Below are 15,796 nucleotides of genomic sequence, written 5' to 3'. Positions count from 1 at the left end.
ACCAGGCTATTCAGGCAGACCAGAATGACAAAACAACGTGTAGGAATTATTTTTGGTGGGAAATCGGCTGAGCATGAAGTCTCATTACAGTCAGCCAAAAATATCATTGATGCTATTGATAAAACAAAATTTGAAGTTGTGCTTCTGGGGATTAATAAGCAGGGATACTGGCAACTGAATGAGCAGTCTGACTTCTTACTGCATGCTCATGACCCTCAGCATATTGCGCTGAACCGCTCTGCCCGCGAGGTCGCATTAGTTCCGGGTAAGGAACAGCAACAGTTAGTTGAGCGTAATGCTCTGGCACCTGTGCCGCAGGTAGATGTGATCTTCCCCATAGTCCACGGCACGCTGGGTGAAGACGGTTCACTTCAGGGACTGCTGCGGATGGCCAATCTGCCCTTTGTCGGTTCCGGCGTCCTCGGCTCTGCGGTCAGTATGGATAAGGAAGTCACTAAACGCCTGTTACGGGATGCCGGATTACAGGTTGCACCTTTCATTACCGCGTACCGTAACCGTCAGGAAGCGATCGATCCGGCCGCGGTGATTGCGGAACTGGGGCTGCCACTGTTTGTGAAACCGGCGAATCAGGGCTCTTCTGTCGGGGTGAGTAAGGTTCACCATGCCGGCGAATTACTGCCTGCGCTGCAGGAAGCCTTCCGGTATGACCGTAAGGTGCTGATCGAAACCGGTATCGTCGGACGCGAAATCGAATGTGCGGTGCTGGGCAACGACCAGCCTGAAGCCAGCCACTGTGGCGAAATCGTACTCAGTGATGAGTTTTATTCTTATCAGACCAAGTACATCAATGAAAAAGGTGCACAGGTCGTGGTGCCGGCAGAGATAACCCCGGAAGCCGATACCCGCATCCGCGAAATTGCACTGCAGGCGTTTCAGGCATTGGAGTGTTGTGGAATGGCTCGTGTCGATGTGTTCCTGACCCCGGATGACCAGGTGATTATAAACGAAATCAATACATTACCCGGGTTCACCAACATCAGTATGTACCCTAAGCTTTGGCAGGCCAGCGGCCTCGGATACAGTGAGCTGATCACCCGGCTGATCGAACTGGCTTTTGACCGGTACGAGCAGGATAAGCAAATGACATCGGCCTTTGACCACTAAGCCATGTCACTCTGTACCTGTCTGGCAGGCTCCTGCCAGACAGGTGTTGTCCGGTGTTACCACTGCGTTTGAGCTTACAGGTAACTCACCTGGCCGGACGTTGCAAAAGACGTCAGGCCAGGGGATGCCGTCCTAAAAATTAACGCTTATTTTCCGTCCCATGCACGCAGATGCTGCTCACGGACATCAATCTTCTGCTGGTCAGTCAGAGAATTATAACCAGGCGCCATTCCGCTTTCCCAGTCACCGTACTCTGCGTTTGGCAGAATAATAAAACGGGTACCAAACAACTGATGGTTACGGCTGACAAAATTACGACGTTCAGCATTGTCTTTATGCCAGGTCGCTCCGCCAAAGTCATTCAGGTTATCACCGATATACAGCACCACATTCGCTCCGGATTGGGTGATCTGGTCAAAACGGGCCTGCTTATTAGAAGAACCGGTGCTCAGGAACACGGTTTTTTCGTTCACACCAGGAAAGGCCAGTGCCTGCATATTTTCGACAGTAGCCTGATAATCTTTCTGGTCACGGTTAGAGACATAGAACACCGTACCACCATGGCTATCGACATAACGGGCAAATTCTACCGCACCCGGAATTGCACGGGCTTGCTTCGCCTGTGTCCAGGCTGACCAGGTTGCATCACTGAAAGACTTACCGTTCTTCGCCTGCCAGGCTGAATAGGCGCTGTTATCCAGCATGGTTTCATCCAGGTCGACAATCACCGCTTTCGGTTTACCGGTCAGCGAGGTGGCATGATCGAACGCTGCCGTCGCTGCATTGAACGCCTGCCAGGTCAGTGCCTGATATTCACCGGATTGCTGCATCCAGTTCACGGCAGTGACTGTCTGGTCATTGAGTCGTTGTTGTGTGTTTTGCGCACAGCCGGATAGTCCAAGAACCACCAGCGCAGGTAAGGTTAAAAGCCAGCGCTTTTTCATTAAATTTCCTCATCTTATTGTTAATATTCAATCATTGACCCCGTAAGGACTATCGCAGTATCTTCACTATAAATGCAATCGCTGAATGAAATTATTCAACAGGAAATGCCTATGTCCCTTCCTTCGTCCGCAGCTCAGCAATCGCCCCTTCTCCTCTCTCTCGGGTGGGTCAGGCATGGTTTTTTACCTGCAGGCCAGCGCCCTCCCGATAACACGGCCTACGCACTGCAACGCCATACTGACACCGTCTGCCCCGCAGACAGTAATTTCCCCCCTAAACAATCCGTGGCAGATGCGTTGTTCAGCCATCACGGACAACCGGTCGCGATCTATACTGCCGACTGTTTACCGGTACTTATCGCTTCGGAGAAAACACATCAGGTGGCGGCGGCGCATGCCGGGCTGAAAGGGACGCTGGCCGGTATACTGCAACAGACTCTGAGCCGTTTTTTTGCAGAGGGTTCGGCAGCGTCTGATCTTTATATCGCAATCGGTCCGGCGATAGGCCCCTGTTGCTATGAACTGGGGTTACCCCTGTTTGAAGAAATTAAAGCCTGCCGTTACGTCAGGGATCCGATCCCCGGCGCTTTCCATCCGGCGGTGAATCCCCTCGCCCGACGCCCGACAGCGCCCGTCACACAACCCGCGTTCTGGCTGGATTTACCGGCCCTGGCAACGCAAATGTTGCTACAGGAAGGGATTGCGGCATCACGGATAGATAACCTGAACCAGTGCACTTACTGTATGGCAGAGCCGGGGGCCAGTTACCGGCGTAATACCCATACGGATGAAGGCTATCAGTTACGCTTCTCATGGATTGCCGGTGAACCTTCCGTGCCGTTGCCGGGGGCAGACTGACGACGGGGAGCGGAACAGGAGGCAGCGGCCTTCGCCGGAGGCGCTAACGTTAACAGGAAGAGGCAGGACGCCGCGAAAGAAACGGTGTTACCGGAAGATGTGTGCTTTCGCCGGGACGTACCGGCTTTTATCGACGCCCGGAAGACCGGGCAGGCCACACACGGTGGCCTTCCCGGTCTCGTGTTGTTTAGCGGAGTTTAACGGAACGCAGCACCACAAATTTAGTATCAGACCCCACCACCTGACAGTTACCGAAAAGTTTTTTCAGTTTACGATCATGGTCGAGGTGACGGTTGGCAACAATCCTTAATTCCCCGCCGTATTGCAGACAACGGAACGCATCACGGAACATCTGCCAGGCGACATGTTCAGTGATCGCATTTTGCTGGTGGAATGGCGGGTTGCATAAAACCGCCGAATAGCTGTCCGGGGCAAAACCACTCAGCACATTGTTCACCGTGAAGCGACAACGGGAAAGCTCATGGGGCAGATTCGTTTCCGCGTTAATCTGTGCCGAGGCAACGGCCATCCAGGACTCATCCACAAAGTGAACACAAGCGTCAGGGTTATCCGCCAGCGCTTTCAGGCCGATCACGCCGTTACCACAGCCGAGGTCAATAATATCCCCTTCCAGACCGCGTGGCAGATGGCGCATAAAGAAACGGGCACCGATATCCAGCGACTGACGGGAAAATACATTCGCGTGGTTATGGATAATATACGGGGTACCTTCCAGCGGCCAGCGCTCTGTAACATCACGCAGGGTCATTTCCGCCACCGTGAAGCGACTGAAAATGAGTCGTGCTTTTTTCTTTGCCAGTGAAGTTTTTGTTTCGCCGATAATACGTTCAAACAACGCCAGCGTGGAGTTATGGATATCCTTCGCTTTCGCCCCGGCAATGATCACTGTTTCAGGCTGCAGCACCTCACGCAACGTCCCGAGCTGGAATTCCAGCAGTGCCAGGGTCTTAGGCACTTTAATCAGTACCACGGCTGGCGTTAACGGCAGCGCCGTCATGCTGTCGATAAACGTGACATTGCTTTCATCCAGGCCATTCAGTGCCAGGTTCTGCTGTGCCGACTGCTGGCTGTTCAGTGAGTCGCTGATATGCCAGACCTGACGCCCCTGATGGACCAGCGCACAGGTCAGCGCACCGAAGTTGTCATTAAAGACGAACACCGGCCCCTGAGGTATCTCCTGCTGTAACAGATATTCATCTGCGGCATCCCAGGCCTGTAAAGCACTGTCATCGCCTGTCCGCGGGAAGCGTTGCAGGTTAAGTGAATAATCACTCATTTCAAATAGGGTCATGATATCTCCGGCACGGGTCTGGCAAAGAGGGGCTTGTGAAAAGGGGCGCAGTATACTGGCTTTAGCCGATAAACCCAACAGCAAAGACCGGCCAGCCAGGCTCAGATAAACGCCCCGGCTTTACGTATCAGACTGGTTTTCGTCAGCGCTCCCAGAAAATAGCGTTCGGTATCACTGCTCAGTACCGGCAAACGCTCTAACGTGACTTTCTCAAAAGCCTCCCAGCCTTCCCGCAGACTCTGTCCCTGACAGACATACGGAAACTCGTTATCCATCACGGCACTGACCGGGGAATCTGACGTAATTTTCTGAGAAAGTACACTGGCAGCGATTTCATGAATGGAAACCACACCCAGGAAGCGCCCGCTTTCATTAATGACATAGACGTAGCGTTCACGCTTCAGTGTACTGATCGCCAGAGCATCGCTGACCGGGGTTCCCGGCAAAATAGCGGCTCCGGGGATGATCAGTTCAGCAATCGCGGTGTTATCAAAATCAAACTTCGCTTCTGCACGGGAAAAATGGGTAGTGATCAGCGGATAAGTCACGGCTGACTGCAAACGATAAGTTACCATCGTGGCCAGTACCGTCGCTATCATCAGCGGGAACAGCAGGCTGCTGTTCAGTGTCATTTCCAGGACCATCAGCATTGCCATTAACGGAGCCTGGCTGATAGCCGCCAGGACGGCCCCCATCCCCACTGCCGCATAAAGCCAGCCGGGTTGCCCGCCAAGCCCCAGATGCTCCGTCAGCAGCGTAAACATCGCCCCCAGCAGCGCCCCTATCAGTAATGAGGGGGTAAACATTCCGCCGACGGCAGAAGAGCCTACAGAGCAACAAGTGGCCAGCAGTTTTAACACCAGCACCAGCAACAGTCCGTCAAACAGGTAGTGACCACGAAAGATATTCACGATCACATCATAGCCATTTCCCAGAATATCTGTGGACAGAATGGCTAACAGGCCCACGGCGATCCCCCCGCTTGCCAGCCGGCAAGGCAGGCTGGTTATACGGGAAAACTGTTTTTTACTGTAACCGGCCAGGGTAATGAACCCCGCCCCGGCCAGTCCGCCGATGCAGCCAATCGCCACTACCGTCACAACACTGGCAACACTGACGCTAAACTGTACATCAGCCAGCGGATAGAGTGCAGAGCGGTACCCCAGCCACCACAAGGTCATCACCGAGACCGCTGCTGAAATCACCAGCGGGATCAACCGCTGTAAGGCGGAAATACCAAAAGCCACTTCAGCAACAAAAATTGCGGAGGCCAGTGGGGCATGGTAAACCGAAGCCAGGCCGGCAGCCGCAGCCATGGCCACGACATCACAGTTCTTCAGTAAGGTGGCGGCGGGCAGGAAACGACCCATAATACTACCGCACAGTGCCGCTAACTGGACCATCGGTCCTTCTTTCCCTATCGATGCACCGCTGGAAATACTGGCGATAGACGAGAGCGCCCGAAATAACGAGGTGCGGGTCGGTACAGCGTCCAGCCGGGCATTAATGACATCCAGATAGTCGGTATTAATGCGCTGTTTTTTCTCTAATCTGACCGCATATTGCAGAAAAATACCGGCAATCACCCCCCCGCCACCGACGATCAGGGGCCAGCAATACCAGGGCCAGGCATGCATCGCCAGAGTAATATCATCACTGCGCCCGAACAGCAGACGGTTGAAAAAATCAAGGGTATGACGAAATGCCAGCGTGACCATCGCGCCGGCAAATCCGACCGGAATCGCTATCAGTAGTGCCATCCATCGGAGTACGTACTTACCTTCTTTCACTGAGTATCCTGGGCCTGGGGAGAGAACCGCTATGATAAAACTGTCGTCCGTCGGTGGCAATCGGCTCTGTTTACCGGAATTCAGTGATCAGATTGTTCAGAATGTTTCATTATGTTTCATTTTTTACTTGAATTTATACGTAATTCTTTCTAGCCTGAAGCAAGCAAAGGGGAGTAACTTAAAAGCCGGCGGATCGTCATTACGTTGTGTATCACAACCGGTCGCCGCGCAACCCGGAAATCCGGTGTTGTAAGTGAGACCTTGCCGGAAGGTAAGGTTTGCCCGTCATAGCACAGCGGCTGATATCTTCTGATCTCAGCCGTTTTTTTCGGGGACACCATTATGCACAGCGTAGGAAACCCACTCCTCTGGGGCAGTTTTATCGTTATTGTCGTGATCATGCTGTTAGTTGATCTTCGCTTACAGGGCCGCCGGGATCGTGCCGGTATGACAGTCAGACAGGCCGCTCTCTGGTCAGTGGTCTGGGTCGCCCTTTCATTGCTGTTCGGTGCCGCATTGTGGTGGTACTTACGTGAACACGCAGGCCCTGCGGTTGCCTCCTCGCAAACTCTGGCTTTCCTCACCGGCTATGTACTGGAAAAAGCGCTGGCGGTAGATAACGTATTCGTCTGGCTTATGCTATTCAATTACTTTGCTATTCCGGCGGCTCTGCAACAACGGGTACTGGTTTATGGCGTTCTCGGTGCCATCGTACTGCGTACCGCCATGATTTTCGCCGGTAGCTGGCTGGTCAGTGAGTTCAGCTGGATCCTTTATCTGTTTGGTGCCTTCCTGGTGATCACCGGGGTCAGAATGGCGATCCCTTCCGATGAGACCGCCGGCAACAGCACCGAAAAGCCAATCGTCCGCTGGTTACGCCGCCACATACGTATGACGGAATCCCTGGAGGGTGAACAGTTCTTTATCAAACGCCAGGGACTCCGCTATGCCACTCCCCTGTTTCTGGCCTTGATCATGGTGGAATTCAGCGATGTTATTTTTGCTGTCGACAGCATCCCGGCCATTTTCGCAGTCACGACCGACCCTTTTATTGTCCTGACCTCTAATCTGTTCGCCATACTTGGTCTGAGGGCGATGTATTTTATGCTGGCAGGTGTTGCGGAGCGGTTCTCATTACTGAAGTACGGGCTGGCCGTGATCCTGGTCTTTATCGGGGTGAAAATGCTGCTGCTGGAGCTTTATCATATTCCTGCCGCCGTATCCCTGACGGTGGTGGCCGCCATCCTGTTGATCACTCTGGGCATAAATCATCTGAAAAATCGTCGGATGCCGCAAAAACCATAACAAAACAATATCCCGGAGGGGGTGTAAAACCCCCTCTAATCCTTCACAGAAAAATTAATCTGCATGATTAAGCGCTGATAAGCCGACATCTGAAACGATTTTCACACTGCCGGAATATTTTAGCCGTCTGATTTCTGCTTTATTATGTATATCTTTTACTTATACTTGCCCGCGACCCATTATTTTCAGTGGCGCTAACCGCGTCAGGAAAATGAGAATTCCATAAAAAATAAGTAAATATTATATGATTAAAAAAAATAACAAACTGATGCTCTGGCTGAGCTCAGGTAATCTGATTGGACAGATCATTGCGGGTTTGCTTGCAGGTATTCTGCTGGCAATGGTGTCAAAAGAAAGTGCGCGCGACGTCGGGTTACTGGGTGAACTCTTTGTTCATGCCTTAAAAGCCGTCGCCCCAATCCTGGTGCTGGTGCTGGTGATTTCTTCTATTGCTAACCACGCTCAGGGGCAGAAAACGAATATCAAACCGATTGCTATTCTTTATCTGCTCAGCACGTTCTTCGCAGCGGTGGTTGCTGTGGTTGCCAGTTTCCATTTTCCTCAGGTATTAAGCCTGTCGGATGCCCATCAGGGGGTTACCCCGCCCCGGGGCATTGAAGAGATCCTGCGCGGCTTACTGTTAAGTATTGTCGTTAACCCGCTCGATGCACTGCTGAACGCCAATTATATCGGTATTCTGGTCTGGGCCATCGGTCTTGGCCTCGCTTTCCGCCACAGCAGCGATACCACCCGACAGGTTCTGAATGATATGTCATCAGCGGTCACCTGGCTGGTACGTAAAGTTATTCGCTGTGCTCCGCTCGGTATTTTTGGCCTGGTTTCCTCGGTGCTGGCAACTAACGGCTTCTCTGCGCTGTGGGGCTACGCGGCGTTATTGTCACTGCTGCTGGGCTGTATGCTGATTATGGCGCTGGTCGTCAACCCGTTACTGGTGTTCTGGAAAATTCGTCGTAACCCTTATCCGCTGGTGTTTTTATGTCTTCGGGAAAGTGGCGTGACCGCCTTTTTCACCCGCAGCTCCGCCGCGAATATTCCGGTAAATATGGCGATCGCCAAGCGTCTGGATCTGGATGAAGACACCTATTCAGTCTCGATTCCGCTGGGGGCGAACATCAGTATGGCGGGAGCGTCTATCACCATCACCGTGATGACCCTGGCGGCCGTCCATACCCTGAACATCGCAGTCGATTTACCGACGGCGGTAGTCCTGAGCCTGGTAGCATCGTTATGTGCCTGCGGAGCTTCCGGGGTGGCGGGTGGTTCACTGCTGTTAATCCCCGTGGCCTGTAATATGTTCGGGATCCCGAATGACATTGCCATGCAGGTCGTCGCGGTCGGGTTCCTGATCAGTGTGTTACAGGACTCTGCGGAAACAGCGCTGAACTCTTCCACCGATATTCTGTTTACCGCCGCCGTGTGTCAGTCGGAAGCGATGAAAAAATCCGCCATCGATAGCACTGAAACCCCCGAACGTCGGGCGTCTGCCGAGTAACGTCTGTGACGGTACGGAGTCTCTTCCGTACCGTTTCTTCCTCATCTCCTCTGCCCGTTGCCGTTTTACTGTCTGACCGGCAGAGGGCGGATAATGTCAGTCCTTGTAAATATCCTTTTTTAATCGCGCAGAACAGGTAAAACTCTGTGTCTCTTCCCGATTAAACTTACTGTCTTTGATTATTTTTTGTTACAATTATTCACTGTCCCCCCTCCCGGGGTCATAGTGGTGAAGTGAGCATAAATCACCTCATTGTTCTTCCGGTTTTTCCGGAATGCGTTATCTTTAAGACTTCTTCCGGAAATATTAATGATGGTCAGGAACAGTTAATGGATACCCTAAACGCCCTACTGCATGCACTCTGGCAACAGGATTTTGAGACACTCGCCGATCCTTCTCTGGTATGGGCTATTTACGGCATTTTATTTATTATTTTATTCCTGGAAAATGGCCTGCTGCCTGCCGCTTTCTTGCCGGGCGATAGTCTGCTCATCCTGGTGGGCGTGTTGATCGCAAAAGGGACTATGGGCTTCCCGATGACCCTGTTTATCCTCACCGTTGCCGCCAGTCTGGGGTGCTGGGTCAGTTATATTCAGGGGCGATGGCTGGGTAACACCCCGCTGGTCAGGAAGTGGCTCTCTCACCTTCCGGAACAATATCACCAGCGGGCACACGCACTTTTCCACCGGCATGGGCTATCGGCATTACTGATAGGCCGGTTTATCGCCTTTGTCCGCACACTCCTTCCGACCATCGCCGGTATCTCCGGGCTCAGCAGTGCCAGGTTCCAGTTTTTCAACTGGTTCAGCGGGTTACTCTGGGTTTTGATCCTGACATGTGCCGGCTTTGCCCTCGGTAAAACACCACTCTTCCAGAAGTATGAAGATCAGCTGATGTTTTGTCTGATGCTGTTACCTTTGGTCCTGCTGGTCTTTGGTCTGTTCGGATCCTTATATATTCTGTGGCGTAAACGTTCGCAGCAAGGCGGGAAATCTCTGTAATGTTCCGCCAAAAGCTTTTTTCCGGGTATCGGCTGCTCCCTTTTGTGGTGATCATCACCTTGATGGTGATAACGACACTACGGCTGATGCCCGGTCTGACCGTCAATGACCCGGTCATACGTATTACGGTGACCCATAAAGGGATGAACCTGCCAGACGGATTCTTTCTTTACCAGCAGCTGACAGAAAGCGGGATCTCTGTAAAAAGTATTACCCCGGACCAGGACAGCATGGTCATTCATCTGGCCAATGAAGAACAACAGTTGGCCGCCCACCTTCTTCTTAGCCACATTTTATCTGATGCCTATACCACCGTCTGACCGGGTTACTGCACACCGGAATCCCGGACTGTCTGCATTTCATCGTCGTCCTGACTTTGAACTTTCCGCCATGGCTATCTATACTCAGATAACTAAGTAAAAACAGTCAGGTAAATTTACAGTGACGTTTTGATGTCATGTACTTAGGGCCCGGGATGAGGGATCCTGATGAAGAATGTAGATTGTCTGCTAACTGTTCTGATGATATTGCCGGCCACTGCCGGTGCCTGCGGGCAGCAAAGCCCGCAATGCCTTCAGGATAAAACCGGGAGCATTGAGTATGAAATCTCATTGGCCCGCCAGCATCACAATCAACACAGGATCGATGGCCTGAAACAGGCTTTAGCCGATATTCAGCGCCAGTGCTCCCGCAGCAGGGTATCCCATGCTGCGCTGCATCCGGGATCCCCGGGATAATGCAGACAAGAGTGACACTTTGTTCTGCTGCCTGAACGTTCTCTTTTAAGTGCCTGTGTACTTTTTTCCGCGTAGCGGAGCCAACCAACATCTTTCAGAAGGAGTTTTATATGGCTGATATTCCATCTTCAAAGGATCTGCGTGCTGAACTGTCTGTTTTGGCGGACACACTGGAAGAAGTGCTGAGTGGGGCCAGTGATAAGTCGAAATCTGAAGTCGATAAGTTACACAAAAAAGCACGGGCAACATTGGACTCGACCCGGGAAAGCCTGGGTGAATCCGGTCAGCAGCTCAGCAAAACCACTCGTGAAGCAGCGCAGAAAGCTCATGAATATGTCAGCGATAATCCGTGGCACGGTGTCGGGATCGGTGCGGCGATTGGTGTGGTCTTCGGTATTCTTATCTCGCGTCGATAATTATGGACAATCATTCACAGAACGAAGGTCCTGGAAAAGGCCTGATTAATGTCGGCCAGCGCATGGTCACTACCCTGGTCAGTATTGTAGAGACAAGGGTTCGTCTGGCAATTGTCGAGTTAGAAGAGGAAAAAGCCAATCTGATCCAGATGTTACTGATGGTCGGATTAACCATGCTTTTTACCGCATTCGGGCTGATGAGTTTGATGATTCTGGTTATCGTTGCTGTTGAACCTCAATATCGTCTGATGGCAATTGCGATTACCACCGGGGTGCTGTTTGCTCTGGCGCTGATACTGGGTATCTGGGTCATTGTGAAATCCCGGCGTTCAACCTTGCTGAGCAGTTCCCGTGAAGAACTCTCCACAGACCGTAAGCTACTGGAGGAACGTCAGTCATGAGCCGTCGTGATATTGAACGACGTAAAAATGCCCTGTTGGTACTCATTCAGCAACAACGCCTGGATTTAAAGTCCTGCGAACGTGACTGGTACCAGGGCACTGCAAGGTATGACACTCTGTGGCATACCGTCGTAGGACTACGTCGTTATATTACCATCGGTAGCGGACTGGCGGCCGTCTGGTCTATGCGCCATCCTGCGTTTATTGTCCGCTGGGCTAAACGTGGATTTGGTTTATGGAGTAGCTGGCGGATGATCCGCAAAGCATTGCCACGGCGTTGATCATCTGCTCCCTTTTCAGTCAGCCAGTCGCTGACTGAAAAGATCTTCTCTCATCAGGCCGGAATAAAACCGACATTTAACGTCTCACCCTTTTATTCTCTGTCTTGCCTGATACCCCACTTTTTCTATAAAACAGGAATACATTCCGGGAGGGCCGGATGGGCATGCTGCAGGAAGGTCGCTGGGTCGACATCGGCTATGATACCAAAGCCAGCCAGGGTAAGTTTGTACGTACACAATCACAATGGCGTCACTGGATCACGGCCGACGGACGGGCGGGTATTAGCGGAAAGAGCGGTTTTATAGCTGAGCCGGGACGCTATCACCTGTATGTTTCTCTGGCCTGCCCGTGGGCACACCGGACGCTTATTATGCGACAGCTGAAACAGTTACAGGAGGTAATCTCAGTTTCTGTCGTTCACCCGCTGATGCTGGAAAATGGCTGGACATTCGCCCGGGATTTTCCCCGTGCAGACGGCGATCCGCTTTACCGGCTGGAGTATCTCTATCAGGTGTATCAAAAGGCCGATCCGCAGGCCACGACGCGCGTTACGGTACCCGTGCTATGGGATAAACAACAGGAAACCATCGTCAGTAATGAATCAGCGGATATCGTCCGTATGCTGAATACGGCGTTTACAGGCAACAATGCTGTGACGCCCGACTATTACCCGCAGGCTTTACGCCCGCAGATTGATGCACTGAACGCATGGATTTATCCGCAAATTAATAACGGTGTTTATCAGGCGGGGTTTGCTACGACTCAACAGGCCTACGATAGCGCGGCAGAGGCTGTATTCGACGGACTGGATAAAGCCGAGGAGATCCTGTCACAACAACGGTATCTGACCGGAGAGCAGCTGACAGAGGCTGATATCCGCCTGTGGACGACACTGATCCGGTTCGATGACGTCTATGTCACTCATTTTAAATGCCATCGCCGTCGTATCAGCGACTATCCTAATCTCTATGGCTACTTACGCGATATCTATCAACAGCCCGGTATTGCCGATACGGTAGACCTGCGTCATATCTGTCATCATTATTACCGCAGTCATTCCCGGCTTAATCCTGCCGGCATTGTCCCCGGTCCCCTGCCGCATGACTGGCTCGCCCAGCATCACAGGGCTGCGGGTTGAGTGATAACAGTGCAGCTTAAGGCGGCACTCTGTTACCACCGTGAGGAAGTCTGATATTTCGTCAGTAACCGCGGGATCTCTCGCAGGGCCCAGGCTTTCGCCTCCCCCATACTGTCCCGGCGCCAGGCCATAATAATATTAATGTCGATCTTATACTCCGGGCTCACCACTTTCAGACGCCCTTCGGCGACATCTTTTTCTATCCATGGCCAGGGCATGGTGGCCACGCCCAGACCGGCAAGCAGCGCTTTACGTTTATCCCCCAGCGAACTCACGGTAAGACGCTGTTGTTTATCCAGTAACTCCACCGTAATCACCGGACGTTCACGGGCAGTATCTGCTACAGCGATCCCCCGATACTTTACCCGGGTCGTTTCTGACAGCGGCTCCGGCTCCTGATGAATAGGATGATCAGGACTGGCAACATACACGCTCATCATGCTGTAAATTTTACGGGTATTAATTTCGCTGGAGGTCCTGAAATGCAGGGCCGGGGCAACCACAATATCCGCTCTCCCCTGATCTAAACGCTCCCAGGCCCCGGCCAGGACTTCTGTCTGCAGTGAAAGCTGAGTATTCGATTTTTCGGCCAGCCGGTTGACCAGCGGGAACAGATGTTCACAGGGCACCAGGGCTTCAGTCACGATGGACAGATGGGGTTCCCAGCCACGAGCCAGGGCTTCCGCATCTGTTGTCAGTTTGTCAGCGGCTTCCAGTAAAACACGGCCGCGTTCCAGTAACAGACGACCGACATTGGTGAATTTTGTACGGTGTCCTGAGCGGTCAAATAGCACCACATCCAGCTCTTCTTCCAGCTTCTGCATGGTGTAACTGAGGGCTGAGGGAACCCGACCGAGTTCATCTGCTGCTGCTGCAAAGCTCCCGCGTCGATCTATAGCATCCATCACGCGCAGAGCTTCTAGTGTCAGTGCCCGTTCTCTCACAATCGGATTCTCTTTCAGTAAATTTGAATATAGCAGGCAGATTAACTGGCTAACATTCCGCCGTCCAGCCCTTTAAGATAAATGGGCGATATCACTGATCGGAGGAAAAATGTTTAGGTTAAGAGCCGCTGAAAAGTGTGGCAGTGCTGACTATGGCTGGCTGAAATCCCGATACAGTTTTTCCTTCGGGCACTACTTTGACCCGCAATTACTCGGTTTTGGCTATCTGCAGGTGCTTAATCAGGAAGTGCTGGCAGCAGGAGCGACTTTCCAGCCGCGCAGCTTCCCGAGAGTGGATGTGCTGAATATTATTTTGCAGGGCGAGGCCGGATACCGCAGCAGTGACGGGCAGATGACCCATGCGCGTGCCGGTGACGCACTGCTGTTTGCCGGTGATAATACTATTTACCAGGAAAGTAACGCCTCTCCGGATACCGATCTTGTTCGTTTACAACTCTGGTTGCAGACTTGCCCGGAACAAAATTCCCCTCAGCTACAACACCTGCAATTACCTGAGAGCGAAAAATGTCTGCTGATAGCCTCCGGTGACGGGCAGCAAGGCAGCCTGAAACTCCGTCAAAACATCAGGGTCTTTCAGTTATCCTTACAGCACGAAGAGACGCACATTTTCCCCCTGCAAGGGTCACGTTGCTATCTGCAATCTGTGTATGGCGGAGTGGAACTTGAAGGAGAGAGTCCCTCTCTTCAGGCGGGGTGCGGAGACGGTGTATTGATAAGTGATGAAAAACAATTGCGTATCAACGCCATGACCGACTGCAGGTTACTGATTATTGACTGTTGCGGGAGTGAACAGGCAGCCTGAACGGCTGCCTGACAGAGAGGTTATTTCAGTAAAGTAAACGCGGTGGTGACGTGTTTGACGCCGCTGATTTTACTGGCAATTTCTGCAGCCGCCTGGCCTTCCTGTGCCGTCACCAGTCCCAGCAGGAAAACTTCCCCCTGCTCAGTGGTCACTTTCACATTAGACGATTTCACTTTATCGCTCGCCAGCAGCTGTGAACGGACTTTTGTGGTGATCCAGGTATCCGAAGATGAAGTCCCCAGACTCGCATTTGGCCCGATACGGATTTCGTTATACACCTCGGTAGCCCCTTCGACACCGGCGGTGATCTGTTTAGCTTTATCCGCAACTGACTGATCCGGAGCTTCACCCGTCAGCAACACTTTGCCCTGATATGCTGTGGCATTGATATGAGCAGCTTTCACCTGCTTATCTGTCGCCAGCGCATTCGCCACCCGAAGCTCCAGCGTGCCATCATCCACCTGAGTCCCGACCGTACGCGGGTCAGTCGCGGTTTTTGTGGCGACTGCAGCACTGCCGATCACGACCGCAGCACAACCCTGCAATAACAAAGCGGATATCACTACCGCTAACACAGAAAATATTTTCATGAATACTCCTTCAATTATTCCTGCTGGGGAAACAGCGTGTTATCAATCAGTTCACACAGACAATTCACCGTCAGCATATGCATTTCCTGAATCCTTGCACTGCGATGCGAGGGAATACGAATTTCAACATCATGCGGCCCCAATAAGCCCGCCAGTTCTCCGCCATCATAGCCGGTTAATGCGACAATCGTCATATCCCGGGTGACTGCGGCTTCCACCGCTTTGACAATATCCCGGCTATTGCCGTGAGTCGATATTGCCAGTAAGACATCACCCGCCTGGCCCAGTGCACGCACCTGTTTCGCGTAGATTTCATCATGTTGCCGGTCATTACCGATGGCAGTTAACATAATGTTATCGGCACTTAATGAGACTGCCGGCAGGCTGGGTCGTTCATTCTCAAAGTGATTGATCATCGTTGCAGTAAAATGCTGAGCATTAGCGGCGGATGCTCCGTTGCCACAGCTCAGTATTTTATGCCCGTTAAGTAAAGACTGAACCAGCGTCAGGGCCGCACGGGAAATCGCATCCGGCAACGCTTCGGCCGCGGCTATCTGCGTCTGTATACTTTCGGTAAAACAAGATTTTATTCTTTCCAGCACACAACCACCTGATAA

The 15,796-nt window shown here is 52.2% G+C and carries 18 protein-coding genes; 12 read left to right on the top strand and 6 right to left on the bottom strand.

The features are described 5' to 3' along the window. Positions 1–24 precede the first annotated feature (24 nt). A complete protein-coding gene (gene ddlA / locus GTPT_RS05245) occupies positions 25–1,125 on the top strand; it encodes a D-alanine--D-alanine ligase (RefSeq protein WP_029989779.1) in 1,101 nt (366 codons plus the stop codon). Positions 1,126–1,271: 146 nt separating this feature from the next. On the opposite strand, the gene GTPT_RS05240 is transcribed toward ddlA, so the two are convergent. Beyond that, positions 1,272–2,069 carry a 5'-nucleotidase, lipoprotein e(P4) family gene (locus GTPT_RS05240; protein ID WP_029989778.1) on the bottom strand — a complete coding sequence of 266 codons (798 nt, stop codon included), beginning with the start codon at positions 2,067–2,069 and terminating at the stop codon, positions 1,272–1,274. Between the two features lie 111 nt (positions 2,070–2,180). Here GTPT_RS05240 and GTPT_RS05235 point away from each other — a divergent pair, with 111 nt between their 5' ends. Beyond that, positions 2,181–2,927, top strand: a complete 747-nt coding sequence (locus tag GTPT_RS05235) for a purine nucleoside phosphorylase YfiH/LACC1 family protein (RefSeq protein WP_051170710.1) — start codon at positions 2,181–2,183, stop codon at positions 2,925–2,927. Positions 2,928–3,114: 187 nt separating this feature from the next. On the opposite strand, the gene rlmG is transcribed toward GTPT_RS05235, so the two are convergent. Then, the gene (rlmG, locus tag GTPT_RS05230) at positions 3,115–4,239 is read right to left on the bottom strand and encodes a 23S rRNA (guanine(1835)-N(2))-methyltransferase RlmG (protein WP_029989776.1); all 1,125 of its coding nucleotides are present in this window, start codon (positions 4,237–4,239) and stop codon (positions 3,115–3,117) included. 101 nt (positions 4,240–4,340) lie between these two features. After that, positions 4,341–6,029, bottom strand: coding sequence for a chloride channel protein (locus tag GTPT_RS05225; RefSeq protein ID WP_025901128.1), 1,689 nt, complete (start codon positions 6,027–6,029; stop codon positions 4,341–4,343). Positions 6,030–6,371: 342 nt separating this feature from the next. Here GTPT_RS05225 and GTPT_RS05220 point away from each other — a divergent pair, with 342 nt between their 5' ends. The 9 genes from GTPT_RS05220 to GTPT_RS05180 all read left to right on the top strand — a co-directional run bounded on the left by GTPT_RS05220 (position 6,372) and on the right by GTPT_RS05180 (position 12,822). Further along, positions 6,372–7,334, top strand: a complete 963-nt coding sequence (locus GTPT_RS05220; RefSeq protein ID WP_025901127.1) for a TerC family protein — start codon at positions 6,372–6,374, stop codon at positions 7,332–7,334. A 244-nt stretch (positions 7,335–7,578) separates the two neighbouring features. Continuing rightward, on the top strand, positions 7,579–8,847 hold the full coding sequence (gene sstT / locus GTPT_RS05215; protein ID WP_025901126.1) for a serine/threonine transporter SstT: 1,269 nt from the start codon (positions 7,579–7,581) through the stop codon (positions 8,845–8,847). 329 nt (positions 8,848–9,176) lie between these two features. After that, positions 9,177–9,848, top strand: coding sequence for a DedA family protein (locus GTPT_RS05210; protein WP_025901125.1), 672 nt, complete (start codon positions 9,177–9,179; stop codon positions 9,846–9,848). Next, positions 9,848–10,168: an EnvZ/OmpR regulon moderator MzrA gene (gene mzrA / locus GTPT_RS05205; protein ID WP_029991738.1), complete on the top strand. Its 321-nt coding sequence runs from the start codon at positions 9,848–9,850 to the stop codon at positions 10,166–10,168. The genes GTPT_RS05210 and mzrA overlap by 1 nt, the downstream gene beginning before the upstream one ends. 168 nt (positions 10,169–10,336) lie before the next feature. Next, positions 10,337–10,585, top strand: a complete 249-nt coding sequence (locus GTPT_RS05200; protein ID WP_025901123.1) for a DUF1090 family protein — start codon at positions 10,337–10,339, stop codon at positions 10,583–10,585. Positions 10,586–10,695: 110 nt separating this feature from the next. After that, positions 10,696–11,001 (top strand): ElaB/YgaM/YqjD family protein, encoded by a 306-nt coding sequence (locus GTPT_RS05195; RefSeq protein ID WP_029991740.1) that lies wholly within the window; start codon positions 10,696–10,698, stop codon positions 10,999–11,001. Between the two features lie 2 nt (positions 11,002–11,003). Then, positions 11,004–11,402: a phage holin family protein gene (locus GTPT_RS05190; RefSeq protein ID WP_025901121.1), complete on the top strand. Its 399-nt coding sequence runs from the start codon at positions 11,004–11,006 to the stop codon at positions 11,400–11,402. Then, complete coding sequence (locus GTPT_RS05185) at positions 11,399–11,683, top strand: YqjK-like family protein (RefSeq protein ID WP_025901120.1); 285 nt, start codon at positions 11,399–11,401, stop codon at positions 11,681–11,683. The genes GTPT_RS05190 and GTPT_RS05185 overlap by 4 nt, the downstream gene beginning before the upstream one ends. 158 nt (positions 11,684–11,841) lie before the next feature. Further along, positions 11,842–12,822, top strand: a complete 981-nt coding sequence (locus GTPT_RS05180; protein WP_051170990.1) for a glutathione S-transferase family protein — start codon at positions 11,842–11,844, stop codon at positions 12,820–12,822. Positions 12,823–12,854: 32 nt separating this feature from the next. Here GTPT_RS05180 and GTPT_RS05175 read toward each other — a convergent pair whose 3' ends face one another. Further along, complete coding sequence (locus GTPT_RS05175; RefSeq protein WP_025901118.1) at positions 12,855–13,769, bottom strand: LysR family transcriptional regulator; 915 nt, start codon at positions 13,767–13,769, stop codon at positions 12,855–12,857. A 106-nt stretch (positions 13,770–13,875) separates the two neighbouring features. On the opposite strand from GTPT_RS05175, the gene GTPT_RS05170 reads away from it, so the two are divergent. Continuing rightward, on the top strand, positions 13,876–14,589 hold the full coding sequence (locus tag GTPT_RS05170; RefSeq protein ID WP_029991742.1) for a pirin family protein: 714 nt from the start codon (positions 13,876–13,878) through the stop codon (positions 14,587–14,589). A gap of 20 nt (positions 14,590–14,609) precedes the next feature. Here the strand turns inward: GTPT_RS05170 and dolP are convergent, their stop codons facing one another. Further along, complete coding sequence (gene dolP, locus GTPT_RS05165) at positions 14,610–15,179, bottom strand: division/outer membrane stress-associated lipid-binding lipoprotein (protein ID WP_025901116.1); 570 nt, start codon at positions 15,177–15,179, stop codon at positions 14,610–14,612. 14 nt (positions 15,180–15,193) lie between these two features. Beyond that, entirely contained in the window at positions 15,194–15,781 is a 588-nt protein-coding gene (gene diaA / locus GTPT_RS05160) for a DnaA initiator-associating protein DiaA (RefSeq protein WP_025901115.1), read from the bottom strand. Positions 15,782–15,796 lie beyond the last annotated feature (15 nt).

Origin of the sequence: Tatumella ptyseos ATCC 33301 (assembly GCF_000735525.1) — a bacterium.
In the GTDB taxonomy this organism is placed as follows: Bacteria; Pseudomonadota; Gammaproteobacteria; order Enterobacterales; family Enterobacteriaceae; genus Tatumella; species Tatumella ptyseos.
This window is presented reverse-complemented; position numbering and strand designations above follow the sequence as displayed.

What these genes read in the sequence shown, in the direction of transcription:
- GTPT_RS05190 (WP_025901121.1), top strand. Translation starts at nt 11,004, where the DNA reads ATGGACAATCATTCACAGAACGAAGGTCCTGGAAAAGGCCTGATTAAT.
- GTPT_RS05195 (WP_029991740.1), top strand. Translation starts at nt 10,696, where the DNA reads ATGGCTGATATTCCATCTTCAAAGGATCTGCGTGCTGAACTGTCTGTT.
- GTPT_RS05200 (WP_025901123.1), top strand. Translation starts at nt 10,337, where the DNA reads ATGAAGAATGTAGATTGTCTGCTAACTGTTCTGATGATATTGCCGGCC.
- GTPT_RS05180 (WP_051170990.1), top strand. Translation starts at nt 11,842, where the DNA reads ATGGGCATGCTGCAGGAAGGTCGCTGGGTCGACATCGGCTATGATACC.
- GTPT_RS05235 (WP_051170710.1), top strand. Translation starts at nt 2,181, where the DNA reads ATGTCCCTTCCTTCGTCCGCAGCTCAGCAATCGCCCCTTCTCCTCTCT.
- dolP (WP_025901116.1), bottom strand. Translation starts at nt 15,179, where the DNA reads ATGAAAATATTTTCTGTGTTAGCGGTAGTGATATCCGCTTTGTTATTG.
- GTPT_RS05240 (WP_029989778.1), bottom strand. Translation starts at nt 2,069, where the DNA reads ATGAAAAAGCGCTGGCTTTTAACCTTACCTGCGCTGGTGGTTCTTGGA.
- GTPT_RS05220 (WP_025901127.1), top strand. Translation starts at nt 6,372, where the DNA reads ATGCACAGCGTAGGAAACCCACTCCTCTGGGGCAGTTTTATCGTTATT.
- ddlA (WP_029989779.1), top strand. Translation starts at nt 25, where the DNA reads ATGACAAAACAACGTGTAGGAATTATTTTTGGTGGGAAATCGGCTGAG.
- GTPT_RS05210 (WP_025901125.1), top strand. Translation starts at nt 9,177, where the DNA reads ATGGATACCCTAAACGCCCTACTGCATGCACTCTGGCAACAGGATTTT.
- GTPT_RS05185 (WP_025901120.1), top strand. Translation starts at nt 11,399, where the DNA reads ATGAGCCGTCGTGATATTGAACGACGTAAAAATGCCCTGTTGGTACTC.
- rlmG (WP_029989776.1), bottom strand. Translation starts at nt 4,239, where the DNA reads ATGACCCTATTTGAAATGAGTGATTATTCACTTAACCTGCAACGCTTC.
- mzrA (WP_029991738.1), top strand. Translation starts at nt 9,848, where the DNA reads ATGTTCCGCCAAAAGCTTTTTTCCGGGTATCGGCTGCTCCCTTTTGTG.
- sstT (WP_025901126.1), top strand. Translation starts at nt 7,579, where the DNA reads ATGATTAAAAAAAATAACAAACTGATGCTCTGGCTGAGCTCAGGTAAT.
- GTPT_RS05170 (WP_029991742.1), top strand. Translation starts at nt 13,876, where the DNA reads ATGTTTAGGTTAAGAGCCGCTGAAAAGTGTGGCAGTGCTGACTATGGC.